A 26018-nucleotide genomic window follows, 5' to 3' on the forward strand; every position below is an offset into this window, starting at 1 on the left:
TCACCTTTCAGAATACTTGAAATAATCAAAGTCCGCATACTTGCCTCGTCCGCTTAAATCCTGTACGCAAATGCCGATAAATGCCCCGGTGAAGCCTTGATCAAGCGCAATGCCATCCTTCACCAGCTCGGCGTTTTCATCCGATATTTTGCTGGCATCCAGAACAGGGCCAATTGGCTGCCAAGCCGCTCCATCCAGCGAATAATAAAATTGCAGCGCCTCATGGCGGACTTCCGCCTTCAAATAACAGCGCTCAGCCCCATCAATCGATACGGGCTGCTCAAGCGGCTCATCATATACAGCGCGGTCGCTCGACATAATGCCGAGACATTTGCCCAACTGCTCATCGCGGCTGATCCATAAGTAATAATAATTCTTCGTATTGTAATAGTATACAAGCCCGGCTAGCTGCTGATAAGTATCTGGCTCAAATTCAACGACCGTTTCAGCATCTACTGTGAACGATTGCTGGCGGCGTGCGATCAGGCTCTGCCGGTGGGAGGAATACAGCGATTCTCTTCCCTTCAGCCTCATATGGCCCGGACGGTCCTTCAGCGTTGCCCATTGCTCGCTCCGCGGCTCGCGCAGCGTATGAAGATGAATGCTGATCGCATCCCCGTCAAAATGCTCGATCTCCGGCTCCGCCGCAAAACGATGCTCCGGAAGCGCAGACGCGCTCACCTGAACTTCTGGAGAATGGCCTCCGCTGATAAGGCGCAGCCAGCCGTCCTCCGTCCAAACGACCCTCTGAAGGGCCGTTTCCCGTCCAAGCGTGCAGCTTCCCGAAGGGTTGAGCGGCCGCGCGCACAGATGGGCAATGTACAGCTGCCCAGCCTGCGTCTCAACCAGACTGACATGACCCGCCTTTTGCAGCTCAAGCTCTGGGCGGTCCGCCGACGTAATAAGCGGCCCAGCCGGATCGGCCTCGTAGGTGCCAAGCAGCGTCCGGGAGCGAGCAACCGTCGCCGCATGGCCAAAACGCGTGCCGCCCTCGGCGGTAATCAAATAATAATAGCCGTCATGGCGGTAAATGTGAGGACCTTCGGTCAAGCCAAGCGGCGTGCCGTCGAATAACGTTTGAATCGGCCCCGTCAGCGCCTTTAGTTCCTCGGAATACTGCTGAATAACGATGCCGCCAAACGGGTTTTTCCCTTTGCGGTGATCCCATGTCAAGTTGACCAGCCATTTGGTGCCATCCTCATCATGGAACAGGGAAGGGTCAAAGCCGCTGCTGTTCAAATAAATCGGCTCTGACCAAGGTCCCATAATATCAGTTGCGGTAACGACATAGTTATGCGTGTCCTTGAAAGGTCCCATATGGCTCTTTACATCGGTAAACACCAGGTAGAAGATGCCGTTATCGTAGCTCAGGCACGGCGCCCATACTCCGCCGGAGTCGGGATTGCCGATCATATCGAGCTGGCTCGCCCGGGTAAGCGGGTGCGTGAGCACCCGCCAGTTTTTCAAATCGCGAGAATGATGAATTTGGACACCGGGAAACCATTCGAAAGTCGAGGTCGCAATATAATAATCGTCTCCGACACGAATGATCGAAGGATCGGGGTTGAATCCCCGCAGTATCGGATTGTTAATTACGTTAATCGTAAACGCCTCCTGTCTCGTAAGTTCTGGTAGTTATTACTTGATTTTCGCCAGCTCGTCTTTTACGCTGCTTGCGTTTTGACCGACGATCGCACCGACCGAGTTCAAAAACTGCTCCGCACGCTTCGCGTCAAGCGCTTGGTCGTAGTAGCTGAAGAAGCCTTCCAGGCTGCTGCTGATCGAGCTGTCGTAGGCAAACGCCAGCGGATTCATTTTCGCCTCGTCAAGTCCAGGGTTTTTCATTGGGCTGATGTTCGCGCCCTCGTTAATTTCTTTCCGTTGCAGCGAGTCTGTGAGGAAACGGATCGCCTCATAAGCAGCTTCTTGGTTCGTCTTCGAGGAAATCGCCATGCCGGCGCCGAAGCCGCCTTGGTAAATGTTAATGCCGCCTTGGCCGCCATCAACTGTCGGGAATGGCACGAAGCCTACTTTATCGGCAAAGTCGCCATCCAGGAAGGAGTTCATTGCCCATTCGCCTTGCAAATACATTGCAGCTTTGCCGTTCGTGAACAGCGATTCAGCCGCTGCATAATCAAGGCCAAGGAAACCATTGATGAAGCCTTTATGATCGACAGCAAGCTCACGCAGCATTTCGCCCGCTTTCACAAAGCTGTCCTGAGTGAAGTCGGCTTCGCCTTTTTTCGCTTTCTCGAACGGCTCCATGCCGCCGATGCGCTGGGCCAGATAAGAGAACCAGTGCAGAACCGGCCAGCGGTCTTTGCCTGCAACTGTAATCGGAACGATATTTTTAGCGTTCAGTTGGTCTACAACGCTTAGCAGCTCCGCGTAGGTTGTCGGAGGAGTCAGGCCATTTTCCTCAAAAATTTGCTTGTTGTACCACAGGGATACACCGCTAAACAGAACGGGAATACCGTAGTTTTTGCCATCGTAAGAGAACGTTTCCAATCCGCCGTTAAGCACATCGTTTTTGAATGCTTCATCCTTGCTAAGCGGCTCGGTAATATCGCCCAGCATGCTGTTTGATACAAGCGTATCGAAAGTTTCGCCGCTCCAATACGTAATAATATCCGGTACCTGGTTGCCTGTAATGGCTACTTTCATTTTTGTTTTCAAAGCCTCGTCTTCAAAAAACTCAGCCGTAAGCTCTACATTCGGATGCTCGTCGTTGAATTGCTTAATCGACTTTTCAATAATATCTTTGTTTCTCGTTTCCATGCTCCACATGGTCAGCTTGGTTACATCGCCCGATGCTGCCTCCGTCGATCCGCCTTCCGCTTTGTTTCCAGCGTTAGAGCAGCCTGCCATTACTACCATCATCATTGCCAACAATAAAATAAGACCCTTTTTCATGTTTGTTTCCCCCTTGAATAGTGTCGAATGCCGCAGCTCATAAATAGATGTTTCGATCAACCTTTAACCGAGCCCGCTACAACCCCCTTTTGAATATACTTTTGCAGAAACATATATAAAATAATGATCGGAGCTGTCGTAATGACCAATGCCGCGCTGATGAGCGAATAATCGGCACTGAAGTTGCCTTTGAACATCATAAGGCCGAGCGGCAGTGTTTTGAGCGATTCTTTGGATACCATAACGAGCGGAAAGACGAAATCATTCATAATGTTGAAAAAGGAAAGAATCGTAATCGTCGCCAGCACAGGCTTCGCAATCGGAAAATACACTTTGAAAAACGTCTGGTAGATCGAGCAGCCGTCAATCATGGCCGCCTCCTCCAGCTCCTTCGGCACCCCTTGAAAGAAACCATGGGCAATAAAGACAGCGACCGGAAGATTAAAGGCGACATAAGGGAAAAACAACGCCCAGAACGAATCATACATGCCCAGCTTGTTCGCCATCGTAAACAATGGAATCAAGGTGCTGTGGATCGGAATCATCATGCCGAGAAAAAATGCCCCCAGCAGCAGCTTCGAGCCTTTAAACGGCCGAATCGATAAATAAAAGCCAATCAGCGTCGATACGACCAGCAGCCCGACAACCGAGAAGAAGGTAATGTACAAGCTGTTGAACAAATAGCCGTTGATTCCTTGGTTCCAGGCCTGCACAAAATTATCGAAATGCCACGATTCCGGCAGCCCCCAAGGGTTGGCGAAATACTCTTTGTTGGTTTTGAATGAGGAAATGACCATCCATACGAACGGATATCCTGTAAATACGAGATGCACCAGTAACAGCACATACAGCAGCAATCGGGAAAAACCTTTGCCACGCGTCCCCGCCGGCTGCATTGTTTGAGTCGCGCTCACCTTCATCTCTCCTTTCTCTTATTCGAATCTGGCGCCTGTACGGCTCAGAAGCTTGGAAATAATAAATGCGAGGCACAGCCCGAACAGCAGCAGGAAAGTAGAGATGGTGCTGCCATATCCGAAGTCCATCATGCGGAATGCATTTTTCATCATATAGCTTGCTAGCACTTCACTGCTATTATTCGGCCCGCCGCCCGTCATAATATAAATCAGGTCGAAATATTTCAAAGAATTAATCACACAGTTCAGCACCGTGAACGTAATGGTCGGCCAGATCAGCGGGATTTGGATGCTGAAAATAATTCTCCACTCTCCTGCGCCCTCTACTCGTGCCGACTCCAGCACCTCTTCCGAAATGCCCTGAAGCGCTCCGAAATAGACGATAATATAAAAGCCGATAAACTGCCAAGCAACAACTGCGATTACCGACCCTAGCGCCGTCGCTTCCTCTCCGAGCCAGGCATGTGCCCAGTTGTCGAGCCCAAGCTGCATAAGCAAATTATTCAGCAGCCCGAAATTCGGGTCGTAAATTTGCCCCCACAAAATGCCAAGCACGGCTGTAGACAGCATAACCGGCGTGAAATAAATCGTTTTCAAAAAATTCGACCCTCTCAGCTTGTAGCTAAGCACAATGGCAAAGAACAAACCGACAGGCAGCTGAATTAAAAGCGCTCCCAAAGTTAAGTACACGGAATTTTTGAGCGAGGTCCATAGAATCGGATCATGAATCAGCCGATTGAAATTGTCCCCTCCATTAAAAATCTTTGCCGAAACTCCGTCCCATTGGAAGAAGCTATAATAAATGCTCATACTGATCGGCACAACTACGATTGCCAAAAAAATCAACAGCGCGGGACCCATGAAAAACAGTCTGCTGCCCAAGCGTCTGACGCCTGTCTCGTTCATCCGTAACACCCTCTCCTAGCTTAATGCGCATGATGCCTGTTGCGTTGTATCCGTTTTCATTATTTTATCAATGACATAAATCATTGTAATGACACGTTGATTAGGTAAAATAGCACTTTCATTGGTTCGTCCGGTCGGGCGATGGAATAAAACAAAAAAAACCGCATTCGTCTGAATGCAGTTGAATGCGATTTAATGCGGTTTAATGCGGTTGAACGTGGTTGAATGCGATTGCATGCGGTTCTTTGAGAGGATACTTTTAATATGTGCCGACTATTGCAGGCCGTGGATGGAAACGTAAGCGAGCCAGATCCTGATAAAAGCAGCCCGCGTCAAACATATTCCCGATTGATAGGCTTTTGGTGGACACAGAAGACCCTATTTCAACCGAATCACGGGTTATGGCATAGTTCGCGGACTCAGGAGCAGCTATTGCAATGCCAATCACCATATTGAAGGGATAATGAGGACGATAACGGCTCTCCTGTCCGCATACTGCCCGAAATCGCATAAAAAGCCAGAATAGCGGAACCTCAGTCCTCCAAAAAAGGAGGAGTGTTGCGGTGTTGCGATCTGCGAGACCTCGGCAACAGCGGTCATAGACACAACAACCTGCTACGTTTTCTAAAACCTTGAATCGTCAGATGAGATTTGCCTCGAATAAGCGCTGTGCAAGACGCAGCGGGCTGACTCCACTTTGCATAGACACCCCGGTTCCTTTAGCTTTCAGTTTGAATGCTGGACGGTGCATATTCCTCTCTATAATTATAATCCTGATCAATATCAAGGTCAGTTCTATAGTTCCAATGACCATTTGCATACTCTAAGTAAATGAGAGCTTCAAACACTACCTCACCTTCCGCTACGCCTTCCGTTGAATCACTCCAATCCAACATACCTTGCACGACTGCATCCTTTTCTCCGATGAAGACTACGCGTTCTTTAGAAAGCTTGTACCTTATTTCTTTATGGTCAAAATAAAACCTTAAATGTTTCTCCCACGTTGAATCTATCTTCATCATTTTTGCATCCCAACGTCTAATAAATGAAGGGGACGTATATTGAAGCGTGAGATCCAGGTTTTCTTCGTTATAAGCTTTATAATAGGTTTTTAAATCAGACAAAACGGCGAGCTGTGCTTTATTTTGTTTTTCTACTATGTTTGATGCTGTATTATCGATGTCCGTTGGAAGATCCATTTGTTGCGACATCCCAATAGAATGCGAAATCTTCCACTCTCCACCTTCATTTCGGATTTCGAATATAATTTCATCTTTTTGATTTAATACTTGTGAATTTTGAGTATAAGTAACTTGTAGGGACGCTTCATAAGCAGAAGTATATTTAATACTATCGATCTTTACGATGAATTCCCTATCAGGAACTTCACTGACATATCGGTATGCATCATAATCAAATTCGTGATCAAGATACAGCCACTCACGATTGTCCCCTGTTAATAATTTCGGGCTGCGAGTTTTGTAATATTTTACAAGAAGATCGTGGATGGCCTTTTCCTGACCATAACCATATTTCGTCATATGTATCGTTTTCTTTTGCTTGTTATAAATGATTGAATGCTTGGTAAGTTCACCTACAAGTCGAATAGGCAGATAAACTCGTCCATCCATTATAGAAATAGGTTTATCTAGTAGGTATGATCCTTCGTTAGATTTTACGATATCCTCACCCACCCAGAAAAAAATTTCAGAATCATTATTTGATGCAGAGATCTCCCCAGCACCCGAATCATAAGCAACCTTATAACCCAGTACATTAAAAAGCTTCCGGAATGGGACATACACTTCTCCTGACTTTAGAATTGGATTTATTCCCATCACCTTGTCATTATTCATATATAATTCGATCGTCTTGTCATCAGCAAAAGCATGAATCGGGATATTCAAACCCAAGCAAAGAACAAGCAAAATACCGATAAACCTTTTAACCATATAACACTTCCTATTCGCATGTTAAATGCAGCACGATGTAATAGCATCGAAACATCGTCATTCAGCCCCAATAACCCTTAAATTCTTCTGGGCCAACATCCATTTTAAAATCACCTTTTTCATAAAGAAGCGGACTGCGCTCCACCCCGTCATTGGAATATTTTTCAACGTGGCTGACTCGCATTTTCTTGGCATTTGTGAAATCGATGTGGGCAATTGCCACCCAATAAGCGTAATCGTTTTTTTCGAGCAGTGGTGCTGTTACGGTTTGGCCCTGATGATTATCAACAACTGCACGAACCTTCATCGATCTAAAGCTACCCGATCCATTGCTTATTGCGCTATAGGCGGCAAATAAAACGAATTTTAACGCTTCCGGACGATGAATAACTATCGTTTCTTTACCATGCCCCGCAGCATCCCCATCCAGTTGAATGTACGGAGCAGTATGAGGCGATCCAAGGTTGCGATAATAGATTTTGCCAACCTGCCTGTCCTTTGTTACATAAAAACAATACAAATCCAAATCCTTATCCGTTTGCCATTCCAGAGTCGCCGTAACCTTGGATGACTTTTGAATGCTAATGCTCTCTTTCTTCTTGAGCTCTATTTTTAGCAATTGGTTTGGCTTTGCAGGGGAAACAGCGGGTTCAGCAGCAGCAGCCACTTCCGCATGTGATTCGCTGTATACTTTGAGTCCAAAGTTGCTAACAAGAGCGGCGAGCCCTCCCTCAAAACCGCTTCCGACGGCGCTAAACTTCCACTCCCCTTTATGGAGATAAAATTCGCCAACAACGATGGCTGTTTCTTTGCTAAGGCCTTCTCCGAAGTTAAATCTTCCTATCTCTTCTCCGTTGATCGGATTATAGATTCGCCCTATGGCGCTGCGAACTTGCGAAAAGGCTTGGCCGTTCAATTCCCCATCATGAATGGTGAGTGTTACCGCGATTTTATGTATATCACTCGGTATCTTTCCTACCGATATTTTTATAAGCTCTCGATCACCATTCGCCTGACCTGAGTGTGCAACGGCATGCTGCCGGCTGGACTGTTGATTGTAGAAGATCATATCTTCATCCTGGGCACATACACCTGCTTGATTTAAGAGAAAAGCTGATGCATTTATATCGATTGCTGGATCTGCCGCCTGCCAAGAAAGCCCAATTGCAATATCAGTAATCCCGCGGCCTTTTGTAACATCGATTTTTTGACCTTTTGTGAGGATCATGGATAACCCCTCCTTATCAATCTCCTATTTTACAAAATGACACATTTTTAGTATATCACACGAATTAATGACTATAGACATCGTAACAGCTTCTTAGATTTCTCTTCACCCAAGTCATGCAAAAGCAATGAACCAAACACAAAAAATAAAATAACAGGATTGACTTTCTGCTCAGAAGTAACTATGATAGTTACAACGGTGGTGATAACAATGAAACAACTCAGCAGCCGCTTCTCGATGGGAGTCCATATTTTGACGTTGATTGCTGTTATGCCGGGAGATTGCACAGGGGATATTATTGCTGGCAGCGTGAATACGAATCCCGTCGTCATCCGAAGAATTATGGCCCAGCTGAAAAAAGCCCGCTTGATTAGCGTCCGGCCCGGTGTTGGGGGTGCTACTCTTTTGAAAGACCCCGCATCTATTAGCTTATTGGAAGTGTATCATGCGGTTGAAGTCATTGATGAGGGGCCCTTGTTCAATTTTCATCAAAATTCTAGTCCGCGCTGCCCTGTAGGCAGAACCATTGAAGCCTCGCTTACGGCAGAACTGGCTGAAGCCCAAGCTGCTATGGAGCAGAAATTAAGCAGCGTGAGCATCGCGAAGATGATGGGACAAGTAGGTTGAAAAAAGCTCTTGCAGCAGCTTTTTTTATGCGCTCGTTGTAACCACTTGAGTTATAACATTGAAAGTTTCAATAGTAAATAAATCTAGGCTACAAGGGGAATTCGATAGTGGAGTTCCGTTTTATTACACACAAAACCACCTAATGGAGGAATGAATCATGAAAATTTTAGTAACTGGCGCAACTGGACAATTTGGCTCTCACGTAATCGATTCCCTGTTGAAAAAGCTGCCCGCTGAACAGCTCGCGGTAAGTGTGCGTACACCAGAAAAAGCCGCGCATTTGCAGGCACTAGGCGTTGACGTTCGCTACGGTGATTTCGATCAGCCCGAAACCCTTGATAAAGCTTTTGCCGGTGTAGACCGTTTGTTGATCGTTTCCGCTGATGCAGATAATGCTACGCGTATTCGCCAGCATCAAGCTGCTATCGATGCAGCTAAAAAAGCAGGCGTAGGCTTCATCGCTTATACAAGTGTTGCCAAAGCCGATAAGAGCACGCTTTCGCTCGCAGAAGTACATCGCGCTGCGGAAGCAGCCATTCTGGCGACGGGCATTCCCTATTCGCTGCTGCGGAACAATTGGTATGTTGAAAACGAAGCAGGCAGCGTGCAGGGCGCCATTCATGGCGCTCCATGGCTGAATGCCGCAGGAACTGCTCGCACAGGCTGGGCATTGCGCAGTGATTATGCCGAAGCGGCGGCGGCTGTTCTAGCTGGCGAAGGACATGACAATACCGTTTACGAGCTGTCGGGCAAGCCTCGTACGCAAGCTGAGCTGGCAGCTATCACTGGCGAAGCATTGGGCAAAGAGATCAACGTCGTGGATGTAGACGATGCTGCATTCGGCCAAGCATTGACTCAAGCCGGATTGCCTGATTTTGTCGTAGCGATGTTTGTGGATATGCAAGGCGCAATCCGTGAAGGCTCCCTCGATGTAGAGAGCAATGATCTGGAAACGCTGCTTGGACGTCCGGCTGCTCCTTTGAGCGCATTTGTTACAGCTCTATCTGGACGTTAAGCTATCGCGGATAATAGGATATTTATGGTAAAAAATGAAGCGAGGCTGTCTCGAAAGGTCAGAAATGACCTCCGGACAGCCTCGTTTTAAATACAACGGCTTGAAACCGGACTTGGATATGTGCCCCCCTTGTCAAGGCGATCATACATACCGAAAGGCAGCTTCATGCTCTTCGTTTCAGGGATTCGGGGATTCGGGGTTTGCACCCGGCACAAAGCTAGACTCGGCGGACACAGCAGACGCTATTTCAACAATATCAGGGTTATGGCACAGGCTGCGGACTCAGGAGACGCTAATGCTCCACAATCGGCCATTTTGGCGGGGTACGGAGGGCAATAACGGATTTCCTGTCCGCTTAAGGCCAGAAATCGGGTCAAAAGCCAGAATAGCGGAACCTCAGTCCTCCAAAAAAGCAGTGAGCATCCCGAGCTTCGAATTCTCAACTACAGTGCTTCAGCTAACTTGCTCTCAGCTACAGTGCTCTCAGCTACAGTGCTTCAGCTAAAGCGCTCTGAGCTACAGTGCTCTCAGTTACAATCGCAAATTAAGGTTCCCCTTTCCTTGAATCATCAGATGAGATTAGTCTTGAATAAACACGCAGCAAGGAGTTGCACCCCAGCTCCGGTTTACATACACACCTAGTTACTCAAGTTTGGCTGTCCGTGCTCCTATTTGGCGTTTTAAACACCTGTGTGGCTGTTCATGTTCCTGTTTAGCAATTCATGCTCCTGTGCGGCTATCCATGTCCCTTCGCGGCTGTTCCTACTCCTGTCTGGCTATCCATGTCCCTTCGCGGCTGTTCCTACTCCTTTCTGGCTATTCATGTCCTTTCGCGGCTGTTCCTACTCCTTTCTGGCTGTTCATCTCCCTGCGCAGCTGTTCCTACTCCTATTTGGCTGTTCACGCTCCTGCCTTCAACCGATCAAAGGCCTCTTGATTTACCGTAATGTCCACTGCTTTTACCTTTTCCTCAAAATAACGCTCGAATTTATGATGAAGCACTTCGCTTTGCAGCTGGGACTCCAGACTCGCAAGGGGAACCGCATACTGTTCATTTTTGTCGATCAGCTGAATAATGGAGAAGCTGCTGCCCTGATCAATAATGGCAGAATGCTCGCCAACCCTTAATGTTTCAGCAGCCTGCTTCAGCAAGGTGTCGGCCTTGAGCGGAGAGGCTTGCTGCTCTAGAACGAGCGAGCTCTGGCGTATGCCGTTTTTGCCGTACTTCCTCCCCACTTCTGCAAAAGGCGTGCCGGAGTCTAGCTGCTTAAGAGCCAGCTTTATTTTCTCGCCTGCCGCTTCCCGTTCTTCCTTGCTGTAGGAGACGGACAGTTCATTAAAGGTAATTTGGATTTGATTTTCAAACTTTGCAGCATGGAATTGATAACGGTCCTTCACTTCGTCCTTCGTTACCTTTAATGCCCCTTCTCCCAGCTTCTCCTCAAGGTCCAGCCTTAATTGGCTTAAGGAGTAGAAATAATATTGGCTGAGATCGTATTGGGCCAGGCCAAAAATTGCCTTCCCCTGCTCTTTGCTTTCGCCCCGCTCTGCATTGTTTTTCTCCCAACGTTCAACGAAGCTTCGAAAGGAGCTGTCTGCCACAAGCCCATGCTCTACGGCCAGCAGCTGCAAGGTTTTTCCTTTGACAGCCTCGTCCATTGCTTGCTGTCTAAGCTTATCAATTGGACGCTCTGCTCCGAACGTTTCCGTCCAGTAGGCTTCACTATCTTCGGCCCCATAGGTTACGTTGAAATAGTTGGTGACGGCCCCTTTTTCCTTCTCCATATAAAGCAGAAATTCGGCTTCGGTGACAGGCAAGCCGCCCACCTCTAGGATGATCTCCTCTCCTTGAGGCTCGGAGGGCAACAAGGCTGCGAACCCTGCGACTGAAATAACCGCCACTACTCCAACAACGACAGCAAATAGCACAATTCGAGACTTAGCTGTGTTGAAAAACATTTGGTTAGACCCTCTCCGATTCATCCGTCTCCTCCATTCGCATCCGATATCCCCCGTTCCTCTCAGTTAAAGCTGCACTCCGCCTTTCACTCGGCCTTTCACTCAGCCCTTCACTCCGCCTTTCACTCGGCCCTTCACTCAACCCTTCACTCCGCCAAGCGACATGCCATTCGTTAATTTTTTTTGCAGCAGCGCGTATACAATAATGGTAGGTGCAAGCACAATGACTAGGCCGGCGAAAAGAGAGCCCCAATCGGTAGCAAATTGCTGGATTTGCATCAAATTAGACAAGCCAACCGGAATCGTTTTCTTGCTGTCGCTCGTAATGAAGGTCATAGCCAGCACGTATTCATTCCAAAAATCGAAGAAGCTGAAGACGGTCAGCGTAATAATGCCCGGCCGGGCCATCGGCACAATAATGCGCAGCAATATGCCAAAATAGCCGCAGCCATCCATCATGGCCGCTTCCTCGTAATCGTGCGGAATCGACTTCATGAAGCCGGTGAGCAAATAAATAGAAAAAGGCAAGCTGCCCGTCGCATAAACGGTGCTTAACCAAAAGCGATTATCGAGCATATGCCATTCATTCATTAAAATGAACAGCGGCACAATAATATACACGCCCCCAATAAACAGCCCTGCCATATAAAATTGCGCTATAAATCCACGCAAGCGGAATTGCATCCTCCCCAGCACATAGGCAGAGGGAACCGCCGCAAGCAGCAGCACCGCCATCGATAATAGAACGATAATAACGGAGTTGATCATGTAGTCGCCCATTTTCGCCGTCGTAAAAGCATGAACGTAATTGCTCCAATTTAGGCTCGACGGCAGCCGCCAAGGGCTTTCCATAACCTCCGTATTGGTTTTGAAGGACGCCAGTACATTCCATACAAGCGGATAGACGACTAAGAGCGCCTGCACGAGCAGAAAGAGGCGAAGAACGATTTTCCCCGGAATGGCTGTTAAAGAGGACATGTTAATACGATCCCCTTTCCGTTAATTTATTGCTTACAAGCGCGAGCAGCATCGATATTACAAATACGACAACCCCGATCGCCATCGCATAGCCAAAATTCGAGTTCGTGAAAGCTTGGGCATATAAATAAGTCATCACAACTTCCGAATGCCGATCAGGCCCGCCCCCCGTCATAATCGAAACTATGATAAAGCTAATGCTAAGGACACCGTTAATGCTGAAAATAATCGTGACGCGAATGATCTCCCACAGCATCGGAATCGTAATGCGGAAAAATTGCTGTATGCGGGTTGCCCCATCAAGGTCGGCAGCTTCATAAAGCTCCGGCGAAATGCTGTCGATTCCTGCCATATACATGACCATGTAATACCCGGCCGCCTGCCAGATCAAGGTAATCGCCAATGCCCAAAGGACGGTGCGCTGGTCGCCCAGCCACGGCTTCGCCCACTCCCCAAGTCCAATCATCTCTAGGCCAGTGTTCACAAAGCCCATCGTAGGGTGATAAATAAAGGACCACAGAATGGCGATAACAACGAATGACAAGATGCTTGGAAAAAAGAAAACGGTGCGGTAAAAGCCGCGTTCCTTGAGCTTCGATTGCGTTAAAATAGAGGCATTAATTAAAGCGATCATAATCGTAATAATTGGCACGACCAGCATTAAGAAGCCCGTATTGCGCATAGACAGCAGAAACGTCTCATCGTGAAGCATATCCGTAAAATTTTTAAGCCCGATATATTTCGGCTCATCACTTAACCCCGTCCACAGGTACAGCGACTTTTGAAAAATTTGAAACGTAGGGTACACCTTAAACAAGGAGAACAGCAATAGTCCTGGCAATAAACATACGAGGATGAAAAAGGTTCTTTTGGTTTTCATGGTCATCGTTTTCATTCCTTCCCCTTGCTGCACGTACTGCGCTCATGCTTGCTGTCCTTTTGCTTTTGCAGCACAATGGTCTACTATGGGCGTATTATTGATTTGCAGAAGCCGCCGTGCTAAGGTGAAACGGCTGTCGCCGTCCTTTGGCGGCGCAGCTCGTTTCATTCCGAGAAATATAGAGAATGGATGGGAAAATCATATCCTTTCCTATATTTGAACGATAAACGGCGGCCACTGCCTTCCTTTTTAAGTGAATAAACCGATCTCAGCGAGCTGCAGTTGTGCTGCACCGCCGCTATTCGCCGTTACGTTCAAGCGATAATACGAGTAAGCAGTTGAATTGCTGAACGTATACGTCTTGGTCAAGAAACGGGTGGCAAATGCTTCATTCGTGCGTGTATCCAGCGTCGTCCAGTTCGTTCCGTCGTTCGAGCCTTGCAGCGTCCAGTTTTTCGGGTCCCTCGCCGGCACATCGTTAGCGGACGTTATCGCATACGAGGTCACGATATGAGAGACACCGGTTACAAATTTGTACTGAATCCAGCCTGTTCCGGTTGTGATGAGCCATTTGGTCGAAATATTCGCATCGAAGGCCTTCTCCTTCTCTTCTCCTGACGGGCTGCTTGTGGAGCTCGCTGTTACCGTTCCACCTACCGTGACCGATGTCGGTCCACCGCCTCCGCCGCCTGTGACGGTCGATTCAAAAGCGCCTATATCCGGAGCTGCCCCATTAAATAATGCATTTCCATAAAAGTCGGTCGTTCCTAATTGCGGAACATTATAACCGGCATTTATGAGTGGAGAAGTGGCTTGCAGCTTGTAGCCATCCCATACGGTGGCGCCGCTTGTAAAGCCATTGGCTCCTAAAGTCGGCGCTTGCCCCGGGTTAACCATTTGAGGCGGCGCAATCACCTTCGCCGGATCATTCGGTTCGCCAGCCGCATGGCTGCCGGTAGTTACATAAAACGCATTGTTTCTAAATACAGCCGTTCCATAGCTGCCGGAGCTGCTCGGCCAAAAGCTGGAGGAAGGGGTATTTTTGTCATAAAAAACGTTATTGTAAAAATAATACGGCACACTTTTGAAATAAGTAGAGGCAAGGTTAGCGTTGGAATTCGTAAATTTCGTTACGCCGCCGTTATAAATAAAGACGTTGTTCAGGAAATACGTAGCCGAGCTATCGACGTCGAACCAGCCAAATTTGATCAAATAGGCAGCGTTATCGTCACTAATGTTGTATCTGGCAATATTATTGCTGCTTCGGCCCAGATAAGACATCCAGCCCATGGGGTTGTTATGGGTATAGTTGAATTGATAGACGATATTGCTGTTCGGCGAATCAAAATCGAAGGCGGTTCCATCTCCGTTATTAGCTCCCGTCGTCGTTGGTCCGCCGTAAACCTCGTTGTTTTGGAACGTTACATTTTGAGATTTCCACGGATAAATGCCTGCGCTTTCCGCGTTATAGCGCTTGGACCAGCCATCTACGACGTTGTATTCGATAATTGCGCCCTTCGCATCACATACATCAATCGCGCCTTGGCCGATATTGCGCATGTAGTTGTGCCCAATATAAATATTCGTTTGCCACAAGTTATACGGTTCGATTTCGTCTTGGAACGCCGTTGTCGTCGTGTAATTGAAATTGGCAATGGCGAGCAGATCGACCTTCTCGATGGTGTTATTTTCAATTCTGACGTCATTGAACGTCATGTTGGCCTTTAAAGCGCCAATGACATAAAACATAATGCCGCCATTGAACGAGGCGTTGCCATACTGGTTCGGCCATTCGTTCGGACTATCGACATCATGCACGTAATTATCATGAATATAAATATGATCCATGATCGTGTCGCCGCCTGCCGCCACTTGATTCGTATCCAGCACAACCAGAATGCCGTCTCTTATGTTGGTGGGCTTGCTGTTTGCATAAGTAGTCGTTACCAAATCTACGTTAAAGTTGTCGTCATTCGTCACTTCAAGATTGCTGATTTCCCAATACTGCTGGTTGCGCAGCATAACGGCGCCCGTCGCTTGATAATCCCTCTGCGTTCCGCCGCCATTAATGATCGGCTTAGCGGTTCCGCCATATTTATCGATTTTGATAGGAGACCCTGCTGCTCCTGAGCCCTTAGGCCACAGCTGCCCGTTCCATCCCCCGCCCGATTTAAACAAAATTTGGTCACCAGGCTGGAACGTCGTCGCATTCACTTTCGTTAGCGTTTTCCAAGCAGTAGTGGTCGAGGTGCCATTATTCGCATCATTCCCACCAGCAGAATCAATATAATACGTCGTATTTGCTGCACTTACCGCCACCGGCCCAATCATGAAAATAGAGGAACATAAAATCAGCAATACCAATAAGCCTGACATGCGTTTTTTCATTCTATTGCTTCCTCCCACATGTATTTGATTCAGACGCAAAGCTGAACAATGGAGCAATGGATTGCCTTCCTTTTTTTCATATTGCATTTCCAGATATCGCTACATGCTCATCAGCCCCTCTCCAATCGAAAATCTGTCGATCTTTGAATGAGACGGCGAAGCCACATCATTTGGAGCGCAAGCTGGTTTGCCAGCTAGGTTTGCCAGCTGAGCTTCAGTATAAATTCATAAGAGCGTTAATCAAATGAACAAAAAGGCAGATTCATATAGAGGATTTTTAGCTGTTCATCGAAAAATGCAGGAAATCATAAAATCCTTCAGGTTTATGAATCATGAACTTGCAAACATAAAAAAGGATGAGCCTGAGGTAAACCCTCATCTCATCCTGCCTGCCGCCCGTTAGGCTCCAGCAGCCTCAAGCTCCTTCTGAATTTCCGAATACACCTTATACAGCTTGGCAGCATATTCATCCAAGGTCATCTGCTTGCTCATAATCGAGGAAAATGGCTTATAGACTTCATCACTAGGGTTGAATTTGCTGCCTTTAGCGACCGGCTTAAAGGCGCCATTGACCGCAAGCATGCCGTCATCCGCCGCCTTATATACGTTGTAGGTCGTCTCCGTAATATACGATTTAACGAGATCCGGCGCGCCTTTGACCGCCATAACTGCTTTAGCCTTGTCGCCATTGAGCTGAACGATCTTATCCGTGTACAAGTACTTGAGGAATTCTTTGGCAAGCTCTGGATTTTTAGCTTTCGCCGGAATGACTACCGTTTCCACATTCGTCAGGGCCGATACCGGTTTGTCTGCTCCAAACGAAGGAACGCCTAAATAACCGAAGCTGAACTCTTCCTCGCGCGGCGCATCCTTCATTTCATCCTCAAACCAGCTGCCGTTTGGAATAAACATCGCTTTGCCTTGAAGGAACGCCGTCTGCGATTGCGTATGGTTAAGCGCAACGGTGCCCGTCATCAATGCATTTTCTTCGGTTGCAATTTTCTCCATGAGCCCCCATACCTGCTTATACGTATCGCTTTTCCAAAACTCAGGATCGTAGTCGAAAAATTGGTTCAATGCTTCCATGCCGCCCGCTGCATAAATGGCAGGAACGATCATTTCCTCCAGGTAGCCTGGATAAATGCCTTGGTACGTAAATAAAGCGCGTCCGTTCTCTTTAGCCGCCGCATTTGTAGCAAAGAAATCATCCCATGTTTTAGGCGGCGTCATTCCTTTCGCCTCAAACAGCGCTTTGTTATACCACAGGCCCATGACGCCAAAGTTATAAGGGGCCAAATACACTTTGCCATCATCATACGGGGACGTTGCCCGGGAATTCAGAACGCCGTCGAGAATTTTATCCTTAAGCGGGGTGCCCTCTGGCGTCAATTCCTCGAATACTTCCGTCAAATCAAGCAGCGCTTTGTCTTTAATCAGCCCGTTCACAAGCGGCGTATTGTCGCTGCCGGAAATGTACATAAAATCGGGCGGATTGCCCGCAACGATTTTCGGCCGAATGAGCTCGCCGATTTTCGGGCTGGCGGTAATGTTGATTTTAGTCCCGGGGTAATCCTGCATAAACGCCTCGGCAGCGCTATCCCAAAATTCCCGGCCATAGCCGCCTTGGAAGACGGCAACGTCCAGCTCTGGATTTTCAAACGTTTTGCCGCTTGCTGGCGAAGCGCCTTCAGACGGAGATGCAGCAGCTGTATCCGAAGCCGATGGGGCGGCAGAGGATGGCGGTGTCGCTTCATTGCTCGGACTGTTGCCCGATCCGCAGCCGGCTAACGTCGTAGTAAGGGCGATCGCTACAGCTGCAAAAGCAAACCAATTCTTTTTTTCCATTGATTTAGTGACCCCTTTCATTTGTAATGAACTTCATTATAAGTTCGCAAGGAGCGTCGCTAAATGAACAAAAGAGCGGATGAGTATGGACAATTTTAAGATTTTCATGATTAGACGGGCGGCATGCTTTTTACATTTTTCGGGGGATGGCCGTAGCGTTTTCGAAATAGGCGATTAAAATAAAACGGATCTGGAATGCCCACCTCAATGGCAACCTGCTTCACGAGATACTTGCCAGACAGGAGCATGTCATAGGCTCTGTTCATGCGGATTTCATTGAGCCTGGTCAAAATGCTGCTCCCCGTTTCTGCCTTGAACAGCTGGCAAAGATACGGCTCAGACAGTCCCACATAGGACGCTACATCCGAAATCGACACGCGATCCGCAAAATGTTTATTTAAGTAGGCCAACGCTTGCCGTATTTCCTGGCGCAAGGTAGAAGTGGATGCAGCAAGCTGCGCTCCTTGTCCTAAAGAGTCCAGAATTTCATCCGAAAGCTCTTTGATGATCAGCTTTAAGCTGGAATCCGAGTCCGCTGCTTCGACTTTTTCAATCCAGCCCTTCTCATTCCACGGCGTGTCCATTTGTAAGGCTGCCGCATTAGAAAGCCCCCAAATGCCCCCTGCTACTATGCGCTTTAGCGATTTCGAATGAATGCCATGCTCGGCGGCGGATTCCATTAATAAAAAAGCTTTTTCCACCCACCGTTCAATCGCGCCATCGCCAGAGCCGCGCAAGCACTCCCGCAGCTGGGCTTCTGCTTCACGAAACCGCTCATTCGTATCTGCGGCTAGCCTGGTATTGGACTGGCACCCTGCTTGATACGCCGTATAAAAGCGAAGCGCCTCGGCCTGCCTAATCAAGCTCATTTGCTCGATGAGATGTTTAAATGACGTTGCTGGCTGCCCATAAATGACGCTAATCACTTGGCCATAATACATTTCCGACAGCTTAATCAAACGTTGGGCTATTTCTTCAGGATCGACAATATTTTGGAGCAAGGGAGTGGAGAGGATTAAGGTGTAACGGTTCGGGCGGGGATGAAATACAAATAAAAAATGCTTGTTCGGGAACAGCCCCTCGGCAAGCTTCTCTAACGTTTCATGAAAGTCTATCACCTGATGATTAGCGTGCTCGCCTTCTGGCATATATAGCGTAAATGTATAACCGCATAAGCCCTGTAGCCGAGAGATCGCTTGCCTTTCCTTTTGATTAAAAATATTCCCGTTCAGCTGAGGCTCCTCAGCTTGATCATGCTTTTTCAATAAATCATACAGCTGCGCCAGCTCATCATCGGCCTGCTCTACAGTCGTTGTCTGGGGTTGAAAATAACTCCGTTTGGCATCCAGCTTAGCCGCCATTTCTTCAAGCGTCTGCATAAACGTTTCGGTCTTCAACGTAAGCTTGAGCATATAATCGTAGGCGCCGAACTTGAGCGCCTCGCGCACGAGATCAAAATCATTATAGTTGCTTAAGACGAGAACTTCGCCTTTAAATCCGTCCGCCAGCAAGCTTTTAATCAGCTTAAGGCCATCCATTTCAGCCATTTTAATATCGGTAATGACGATATCCGCCTTGGTTCTTCTTACGAGCTCCATCGCCGATACCCCGCTCGAAGCAGAGCCTGCGTATTCGAAGCGGCTATCCTCCCATTTAATGATGGTTTTGACAGCATGACGAACGATCATCTCATCATCTACGATAATGACTTTATACATGTTCTACCCCTTCCTTCATCGTCATTGGCAAGCTGATTAACGTTTGCGTCCCGCGACCTGGCTCGCTTGAGATTTTAATCCCGTATTGCTTTCCTACATGAAGGCGTATTCTCTCTTCTACATTGCTCATCCCTATCCCTGACAGCTTGTCATGGGAATGCTTCCGCTCCTGCACCTCGGCCATATCGAAGCCTTTGCCATCATCGGAAATTTGAAGCAGCAGCCTGCCCTCGTTAATCGAGCCGTCTACGGTAATATGTACTCTGCGGCCTTCCCCGCTGCCCGCATGCAAGATTGAATTTTCTACAATCGGCTGAAGAATGAAGCGCGGAACTTGGCACTGATAAAGCTGATCATCGCTCATGCGGCATGCGAGTTTAAACGAGTCGCCATATCTCATGCGCTGGATGACGGCATAATGCATTAAGTTGTCGATTTCCTTCTCCAGCGTAATCATTTCTTCCGTATCCAAAATCGTATTATGAAGCAGCTCGGATAAAGACGCGATCCCTTGCTCCACATTTTCGTTCCCGCTCATCATTGCGCTCCATTTCAAAGAATTTAACGTGTTGAACAGAAAGTGAGGGTTGATTTGAGCTTGAAGCATCTTCAGCTCTGCCTCGCGCTTCGCCTGCTGCTCCTCTTCGACTTGATAAATCAGCATTTTGAGCCGTGCGACCATTTGATTGATCGTTTCGGATAACCGCCCCATTTCGTCGGAATGTGTCGGACCGAGCCGGGTTTCCAGCCTGCCAAGCTTAATTTGGGTCGCATATTGGAGCAAATCGCGCATCGGCCGATTAATGCTGCGATAAATCCACATGGCCAGCAGTCCGGCTAGCAGCAGGATGAACAAGCAAATATACAGCAAGCTTCCTCTAATCGCAGAAAGCTCCGAAATGATATACGAATGCGGAATCAGGCCAATCATATGCCAGTCTGCTGACCGGATATAGGCGCTGCCTACAAGTACGCGTTCCCCATCGACTTTCGCATAAAAGGTTTTGCTGGGCCCATTGGACATCATGGCGCTAAATACTTCTTGCTGGTTATACGTCTGCCCATGGGGAATCGAAGGCGACACGGAGGACACGACGACGCCGCTATGATCCGTAATGTAGAGCCTGCCTCCTTTTCCAAGGTCCACATGCTCAAAAGTATTGCGCGAGAACACCTTTTCATCAATGACGATAACGAGGTAGCCCAACGTTTGATTCAGATTATCCTGGGAAAAAATAATGCGGCTCAAAGCAATTTTATCCGAGCCCCGGTTGGAATGCAGATACGTCCACTTTATGTTGCCAGCCGTTTCCGTTATGCCTTGCAGGGAATCCGCGATTTGGTTTTTCGGATACCATTCATATCCCAGATCAAAAAAGATGTCGCTCTCATTAGTCAAAATCACGACATTCGAAATATTGCTTAGGCGAAACACTTGCTCCCCCAGAGCATCTTTAATATCGGTCTGCAAGCCGTATTTCTCAAAATCCGTCATGCTGTTCATATGCTGGAGCCCGCTTTGTATCAGGCTGTTTATAATAATGGATTCACTAAGGGTCTCGTATTGCGCAAGTTCTCTGGATGCATTCGTCGCGGATTCGGACAACACTTGAAGGGTGGATGTGCTTAGTTTTTCTGAAATAGACGCCTCATATCTAAGGTTTGAATAAAGCGCTACGGAGACGACAGGCAGAAGCGAGGTAATCAGGAAGGCAATTAACAGTCGATGCTTAATAGATAATTTCCGTAAAAATGTGGAAGCCCGCATAGGGCTAAGCTTAAAATTTCCGTTCATCCTACACCCCCGTTTGTTGCTCAAACTCAAAGCGTGCATTAATTCATGAATAGAATAGCTTTATCTTAAGGGCAAATGGCATAGCCGTCTATACAACCAAACAACAATAACTTTTGGGGAGTTCCAAAAAAGGAATAAAAAAGGCGACCGACTATTATAGTCGGCCACCTTAAGTGGTGTCGGTTCAGCTCTATTGAGCCGTATTTACTTTTTTCCCATGACAGCGAAGTCATTTTCTTCATGATCCGCAAAGTTAAATACCCGTCCGGATGGCATTTCTACTAAAGGGCCGAAATGTGAAAAAAGAATAAAGCTGCCCGCAGGCAGCCGTGAAAACATAACATGTGGTTAGCCGCTCTAAATGGACAACGGTATTTCTTTAACTCCGCGCACAATCATCCCCGGTCTCCATTCCAATTCGGCAATATTAGCCTGAAGCTCAAGCCTCGGGAAGCGCCGGAGCAGCGTATTAATGGCGATTTCTCCTTCCAGCCTTGCGAGAGGCGCGCCCAGACAGAGATGAATTCCTTTGCCAAACGCCAGGTGCTGGCTTTTGCCCCGGAATATATCGAATACATCGGGCTGGTTAAAATGCTCGGGATCACGATTCGCAGAATCAAGAGCTACGATGACCATGTCATTTTTATTCATCATATGGCCTTTGAATTCCAGATCCTCGCTTGCCCAGCGGCCCGTACTGAATTCGACAGGCCCGTTGTAGCGGAGCATTTCTTCAATAGCGCCATGAATGTATTCAGGATGCTGCAACAGCTGCTCGCGCTGCTCCGGGTGTTCCAACAGGGCAAGCACGCCATTGCCGATCAGGTTGACCGTTGTTTCATGACCAGCAATAATGAGCAGGGTAACGACCCCATATAGCTCTCCTTCTGTCAATTGATCTCCACTTTCATCTGCGACCACCAGTTGGCTGATCAAATCATCTGAGGGATGTTCCCGTACAAAGTCGAATCGCTCTTTAAGATAAGCTACGAATTCATCTTGGGCCTGCAAAGAGGCTTCCCGGCTGCTCTCCTCAAAGGAGGCTTCAATAATGGTATTTGACCAGCTTCGAAATTGCTCACGATCCTCAGCAGGAATACCTAGTATTTCGCAAATGACAATAATAGGAAGATGGAACGCATAATCGTCAATCAGATTCATGGTAGGTCCAGCGGCCACCGCATCGAGAAGCTCATCGGCTATTTTCTGGATGTGTTCTCGCTTCCCCGCAATGATTTGGGGAGTGAAGCCTTTTTGCACAAAGCTACGTAAGCGTTTATGATCCGGCAGATCCGAGAACAGCATATTTTTTCCTATTACACTCTTTTGCTCAATACTGCTGACTTTAGCTATATCTTTAATAAAACGCTGGTCCTTGAGCACTTCCACGGCGTCCTCATATTTGGTTACGATCCAGCCATAATGGCCATTCGGGAAAAACTGCTTAAAAATAGGATTGCTGGCTCGTAATTTTTCATAGACGGGGTAGGGATTCTGTTTAAACTCCGGTGTAAGCATCTTCTGCTCGATCGTGCCTCTTGAATTCAATGCCACCATCTCCTTCCAACATATAGAATACGTGTGGTAATCTACGATTCGGCCAGGGACAAAACTAGTGAAAATTGACGAAGAGAAACCCGCTCATTCCGAAATCAATCTAAGCCTAATTCATCCAAATTTTAATAAAAAACCCTTTTTCTGATACACGAAAAGTATACCTCACCTACAGAATCAAAGTCAATTTGTGCCACAAACGCGAAAAAATCATTCCACCCTGAAGACTATTGTTGTACTTTTGCCTCCTCGTTGGAACTTTTCTACATTCCAATATTCCTTTTCTCTGTTCTTCATCAGTTCTAATATTTATGGTCCCCCACAGAATACTGCCCGTTACTATAGCAAAAAAATGAGACCATCTGCGAAGGCAGCGATCTCATTTTTTTGCTATAGTGTCCCGTCGTAAGGCATCTATTTCAATATAATATCCGAAACGCCCTGCTGTTGATTCTCCCAATTAAATCAAATAATTATTCAATACAATTGCTTCAGCTTAGGATTAGAAACACTTTGGAAATCTGCGAATTCGATCCGATTGCGTCCATTTTGCTTCGCTTGGTAAAGGGCTTTATCTACTGCAGCAAAAAGTTGAATTAAATAGCCTTCCGGATTGTCCGGCACATGCTCATGATCAAAGTCCTCAATGGATAAAATGCCCACGCTTACCGTGATCGAAACCTGCTTGACTTCATGCTCTACCAAAATGTAGTTCGACTCTACCGCTAATCTCACTCGTTCCGCTAATTGCTCTGCCAACTGGCGCTTAGTATGCGGAAGGTAGATCATAAATTCTTCCCCCCCATATCGGGCTAAAATATCGGTACCGCGAATGGATTGTTTGACGGCTTGAGCCGTACGATAAAGAACTTCATCCCCTATTACATGCCCAAAGCGGTCATTGATCGCTTTAAAGAAATCAATATCAAACAGGATGAGTGAAAATGGCGTTTTATATTGAATATTGGTTATAACCTCATGAGTCAACTGTTGGGTCAAATAACGGCGATTGTAGCAGTTGGTTAAACTGTCCGTAAGAACTAATTCTTCAAGCTTTCGATTAGCTTCAGATAACTCATTACGGATGCGATCCAGTGAATGATTGCGCTCCTGGAGGATCTCATTTTGCCGATTCATTTCTTGAACATAAAAGCGCTCTTGCGAGACATCCTGGAACGTAATCATATGGCCGATTTGCATCGGGTAAGAATCAACAATTGGGGAAGCTTGTACAATAAAATGACGTTCGATATCGCGCTGGGCGACGATTTCAATTTGAGACAACGTATTTTCCTTTTGCTTATAACGCTCCAGAAATTCCTTGCTGCTGCCCTCTACATGAACAGTGCCAAGAAACGTCTCCATATCAAAATAGTCACCCACATTTAAATCCATAGACGATCGTAAAGCTTTGTTAACTTCAATAATGGATTCATTCTCATCTAATACAAGGATTCCATATGGAATCGTATTGATGACGTCCTCATGGGCGATGGAAACAAGATCAAACACATTGTATTTTTTAATGACATATACGAAAAATAGATCTGAAAGAAAAATGCCTAGAGAAGTAAATCCTGGAATGATCGGCAGCCACTGCTTTAACACCACATTAAGAATAGCGTCAATACCGGCAAAAGTGGCCAGCACGAATATGCCCCACAGCGTAATCTTCACTTGATTTTTGATCATGGGTGACGTTCTTGAAGAATGTAATGCCCCAAATAAAACAAAGAGAGAAGCAAAAAAGTAGCTCAATAGAATAGCGATCACAATCCAGAACCATATGCCATATGCTCTATCGACGTAACCGCCCCTCATCGGAGCTACAAAAAGATTAAACGGATTTATAATGACACCAACTGCTGCAATAACCGCAGGCGCAAATAATAAAAATAGTCTCCTATTTCCCAGCTTGTCTGCATTCCCGGTAAGAAAGATCGTGAGCAGAAGCCAACCGCTTCCCAACAAGGAGAGGGCCACAAAAGACATATTTACATAAAACAACTGTAACTGCGGATCGTCGGTCAGATCTGTAGCAAATTGGCACACCGGCCAAAGCATCATTAAAAAATGAAATAAGAAATACACCTTATGTAAGTTCGTAATCCTAACGGTAGCAAAAACATAAATATATACGACAAACAAGAGGATGAATAAAAAGAGATCATACCATGCTAATGGGCTCACAAATTTTCTCCTTTTTTGATTCGACAGCTACGATATTATCAAATAGGTTTGGTTAAATTAACCACATCTTATCATACAGTCAAGACCGTGAGCTAGCCCACACAATGGCAGTCCAGCCAACCTCTGTCCTATTTCTTCATACATTCCTTTGTATTGCCGATGCTTGAACGTTTCATATTTGAGCTATGGGAAGAGAAAACGTTGTTTTGGGGAGAAATTCCGAAAGTTTTACGAGGGTCTTGCCTTAGGGCCAGCCGTTGCCGGACGGCCCTTTCTTACAATCCTATTCATGATCCAATGGATGATTATCCGAGAACAAATCTGGATTTTCCTTGAGCATTTCCGTTATTACTTCCGCTACCGCAGCCGCATCACAGACCCTTACATCGGCATCGCCTAGCCGCCCTTTATGCATGGCGCCTTTACTTTCAAGCACATCGTCTACCTTCCAAAAATGCTGTGACCACGACAGCCCGCAATGCCGGCGGGAAGGGACAGAAATTTCTGTTCCATCGGGCAATACCGTGAACAGCATCTCATGGCCATCCGTCAGCCTGCCCGGTATGTCCACCCATTCCTCGACTCCATGAATAAAGGTGTTGCGCTTTAAATCGACCCCAACCAGCAATATCGTCGCTCTTCGGTCAAGCAGCTTTCCCCATGCAGAGCCTCTAGCGCAGGGAGTATCGAAATGATGATCATCGTTTGTGAACTCTATTGAATCCAGGCCTAATGCTGCCACCGAATGAGTGGGATGCAATGAACGCACCACACCAGGCCGCTTGCGAAAAAGCTCGGGCAAAATTCCGACGCAGGAAGGCGACTGATCCACGTAAAATTTCGGATTATCCGCATTGATGTAGGACCAAGTATGGGTGGGCAGCACCAACAGCCCATCCTTCATATAGGCGGTGAACGCATCCAGAACGGTGTCTGCGCCACCCTCGACTGGCCCCATGCTTTTCATCGATGAATGGACGAGCAGCGTTCCTTGGCCGTCAATGCCAAGCTGCTCTAATTGCTTCATTAAGCTCTCTATTGTGTGCATGTTCTACCCCCTCCTGGGCTCATTATATCAAAACTTGCCCTTACTTAGGATACGATTTAACGTTTCCTCTATAAAGCGAAAGCAAAGGGCACCCATCCGGGCGCCCTT

19 protein-coding genes and 1 pseudogene are annotated in these 26018 nt (G+C 47.1%); 3 read left to right on the plus strand and 17 right to left on the minus strand.

Annotation, left to right across the window (positions count from 1 at the left end):
• From AC6B99_RS05690 to AC6B99_RS05715, 6 genes are all read right to left on the minus strand, one after another.
• Positions 1-1602 carry a glycoside hydrolase family 43 protein gene (locus AC6B99_RS05690; protein ID WP_496663012.1) on the minus strand — a complete coding sequence of 534 codons (1602 nt, stop codon included), beginning with the start codon at positions 1600-1602 and terminating at the stop codon, positions 1-3.
• Positions 1603-1638: 36 nt separating this feature from the next.
• Positions 1639-2913: an ABC transporter substrate-binding protein gene (locus AC6B99_RS05695; protein WP_496662959.1), complete on the minus strand. Its 1275-nt coding sequence runs from the start codon at positions 2911-2913 to the stop codon at positions 1639-1641.
• Positions 2914-2969: 56 nt separating this feature from the next.
• Positions 2970-3827 (minus strand): carbohydrate ABC transporter permease, encoded by an 858-nt coding sequence (locus AC6B99_RS05700; protein ID WP_162241889.1) that lies wholly within the window; start codon positions 3825-3827, stop codon positions 2970-2972.
• Positions 3828-3845: 18 nt separating this feature from the next.
• Entirely contained in the window at positions 3846-4733 is an 888-nt protein-coding gene (locus tag AC6B99_RS05705) for a carbohydrate ABC transporter permease (protein ID WP_056033439.1), read from the minus strand.
• 719 nt (positions 4734-5452) lie between these two features.
• The gene (locus AC6B99_RS05710; protein WP_496662960.1) at positions 5453-6685 is read right to left on the minus strand and encodes a copper amine oxidase N-terminal domain-containing protein; all 1233 of its coding nucleotides are present in this window, start codon (positions 6683-6685) and stop codon (positions 5453-5455) included.
• 61 nt (positions 6686-6746) lie between these two features.
• Positions 6747-7913 (minus strand): TerD family protein, encoded by a 1167-nt coding sequence (locus AC6B99_RS05715; RefSeq protein WP_496662961.1) that lies wholly within the window; start codon positions 7911-7913, stop codon positions 6747-6749.
• Positions 7914-8123: 210 nt separating this feature from the next.
• On the opposite strand from AC6B99_RS05715, the gene AC6B99_RS05720 reads away from it, so the two are divergent.
• A complete protein-coding gene (locus AC6B99_RS05720; protein ID WP_056033431.1) occupies positions 8124-8540 on the plus strand; it encodes an Rrf2 family transcriptional regulator in 417 nt (138 codons plus the stop codon).
• 157 nt (positions 8541-8697) lie between these two features.
• A complete protein-coding gene (locus tag AC6B99_RS05725) occupies positions 8698-9555 on the plus strand; it encodes an NAD(P)H-binding protein (RefSeq protein WP_494862667.1) in 858 nt (285 codons plus the stop codon).
• A gap of 900 nt (positions 9556-10455) precedes the next feature.
• Here AC6B99_RS05725 and AC6B99_RS05730 read toward each other — a convergent pair.
• From AC6B99_RS05730 to AC6B99_RS05745, 4 genes are all read right to left on the minus strand, one after another.
• Positions 10456-11538, minus strand: coding sequence for a peptidylprolyl isomerase (locus AC6B99_RS05730; RefSeq protein ID WP_496662962.1), 1083 nt, complete (start codon positions 11536-11538; stop codon positions 10456-10458).
• A gap of 114 nt (positions 11539-11652) precedes the next feature.
• A complete protein-coding gene (locus AC6B99_RS05735) occupies positions 11653-12492 on the minus strand; it encodes a carbohydrate ABC transporter permease (protein ID WP_496662963.1) in 840 nt (279 codons plus the stop codon).
• Position 12493: 1 nt separating this feature from the next.
• Entirely contained in the window at positions 12494-13378 is an 885-nt protein-coding gene (locus AC6B99_RS05740) for a carbohydrate ABC transporter permease (protein WP_056033524.1), read from the minus strand.
• Between the two features lie 243 nt (positions 13379-13621).
• Positions 13622-15760: a discoidin domain-containing protein gene (locus AC6B99_RS05745; RefSeq protein WP_496662964.1), complete on the minus strand. Its 2139-nt coding sequence runs from the start codon at positions 15758-15760 to the stop codon at positions 13622-13624.
• Positions 15761-16004: 244 nt separating this feature from the next.
• Between AC6B99_RS05745 and AC6B99_RS05750 the strand changes: the two genes are divergently transcribed.
• On the plus strand, positions 16005-16163 hold the full coding sequence (locus AC6B99_RS05750) for a hypothetical protein (RefSeq protein WP_496662965.1): 159 nt from the start codon (positions 16005-16007) through the stop codon (positions 16161-16163).
• Here AC6B99_RS05750 and AC6B99_RS05755 read toward each other — a convergent pair.
• From AC6B99_RS05755 to AC6B99_RS05785, 7 genes and pseudogenes are all read right to left on the minus strand, one after another.
• Positions 16160-17605: a carbohydrate ABC transporter substrate-binding protein gene (locus AC6B99_RS05755; protein WP_496662966.1), complete on the minus strand. Its 1446-nt coding sequence runs from the start codon at positions 17603-17605 to the stop codon at positions 16160-16162. The two genes, AC6B99_RS05750 and AC6B99_RS05755, sit on opposite strands and share 4 nt — an antisense overlap.
• A gap of 110 nt (positions 17606-17715) precedes the next feature.
• The gene (locus AC6B99_RS05760) at positions 17716-19323 is read right to left on the minus strand and encodes a response regulator transcription factor (RefSeq protein ID WP_496662967.1); all 1608 of its coding nucleotides are present in this window, start codon (positions 19321-19323) and stop codon (positions 17716-17718) included.
• Positions 19316-21118 (minus strand): sensor histidine kinase, encoded by a 1803-nt coding sequence (locus AC6B99_RS05765; RefSeq protein ID WP_496662968.1) that lies wholly within the window; start codon positions 21116-21118, stop codon positions 19316-19318. The genes AC6B99_RS05760 and AC6B99_RS05765 overlap by 8 nt, the downstream gene beginning before the upstream one ends.
• Before the next feature lie 204 nt (positions 21119-21322).
• Positions 21323-21409, minus strand: a pseudogene (locus AC6B99_RS05770) (VOC family protein); the annotation flags it as partial.
• Positions 21410-21475: 66 nt separating this feature from the next.
• A complete protein-coding gene (locus AC6B99_RS05775) occupies positions 21476-22666 on the minus strand; it encodes a cytochrome P450 family protein (RefSeq protein ID WP_496662969.1) in 1191 nt (396 codons plus the stop codon).
• A gap of 483 nt (positions 22667-23149) precedes the next feature.
• Entirely contained in the window at positions 23150-24862 is a 1713-nt protein-coding gene (locus AC6B99_RS05780; protein WP_496662970.1) for a histidine kinase N-terminal 7TM domain-containing diguanylate cyclase, read from the minus strand.
• Positions 24863-25145: 283 nt separating this feature from the next.
• Positions 25146-25910 (minus strand): AAC(3) family N-acetyltransferase, encoded by a 765-nt coding sequence (locus AC6B99_RS05785; RefSeq protein ID WP_494882095.1) that lies wholly within the window; start codon positions 25908-25910, stop codon positions 25146-25148.
• Positions 25911-26018: the final 108 nt, after the last annotated feature.

The organism is Paenibacillus liaoningensis (assembly GCF_059609455.1).

Coding starts and splice junctions, on each gene's coding strand:
- AC6B99_RS05755 (WP_496662966.1), bottom strand. CDS start 17,605: ATGGAAAAAAAGAATTGGTTTGCTTTTGCAGCTGTAGCGATCGCCCTT.
- AC6B99_RS05705 (WP_056033439.1), bottom strand. CDS start 4,733: ATGAACGAGACAGGCGTCAGACGCTTGGGCAGCAGACTGTTTTTCATG.
- AC6B99_RS05720 (WP_056033431.1), top strand. CDS start 8,124: ATGAAACAACTCAGCAGCCGCTTCTCGATGGGAGTCCATATTTTGACG.
- AC6B99_RS05715 (WP_496662961.1), bottom strand. CDS start 7,913: ATGATCCTCACAAAAGGTCAAAAAATCGATGTTACAAAAGGCCGCGGG.
- AC6B99_RS05695 (WP_496662959.1), bottom strand. CDS start 2,913: ATGAAAAAGGGTCTTATTTTATTGTTGGCAATGATGATGGTAGTAATG.
- AC6B99_RS05730 (WP_496662962.1), bottom strand. CDS start 11,538: ATGAATCGGAGAGGGTCTAACCAAATGTTTTTCAACACAGCTAAGTCT.
- AC6B99_RS05760 (WP_496662967.1), bottom strand. CDS start 19,323: ATGTATAAAGTCATTATCGTAGATGATGAGATGATCGTTCGTCATGCT.
- AC6B99_RS05735 (WP_496662963.1), bottom strand. CDS start 12,492: ATGTCCTCTTTAACAGCCATTCCGGGGAAAATCGTTCTTCGCCTCTTT.
- AC6B99_RS05745 (WP_496662964.1), bottom strand. CDS start 15,760: ATGAAAAAACGCATGTCAGGCTTATTGGTATTGCTGATTTTATGTTCC.
- AC6B99_RS05750 (WP_496662965.1), top strand. CDS start 16,005: ATGAACAAAAAGGCAGATTCATATAGAGGATTTTTAGCTGTTCATCGA.
- AC6B99_RS05740 (WP_056033524.1), bottom strand. CDS start 13,378: ATGACCATGAAAACCAAAAGAACCTTTTTCATCCTCGTATGTTTATTG.
- AC6B99_RS05725 (WP_494862667.1), top strand. CDS start 8,698: ATGAAAATTTTAGTAACTGGCGCAACTGGACAATTTGGCTCTCACGTA.
- AC6B99_RS05785 (WP_494882095.1), bottom strand. CDS start 25,910: ATGCACACAATAGAGAGCTTAATGAAGCAATTAGAGCAGCTTGGCATT.
- AC6B99_RS05710 (WP_496662960.1), bottom strand. CDS start 6,685: ATGGTTAAAAGGTTTATCGGTATTTTGCTTGTTCTTTGCTTGGGTTTG.
- AC6B99_RS05765 (WP_496662968.1), bottom strand. CDS start 21,118: ATGAACGGAAATTTTAAGCTTAGCCCTATGCGGGCTTCCACATTTTTA.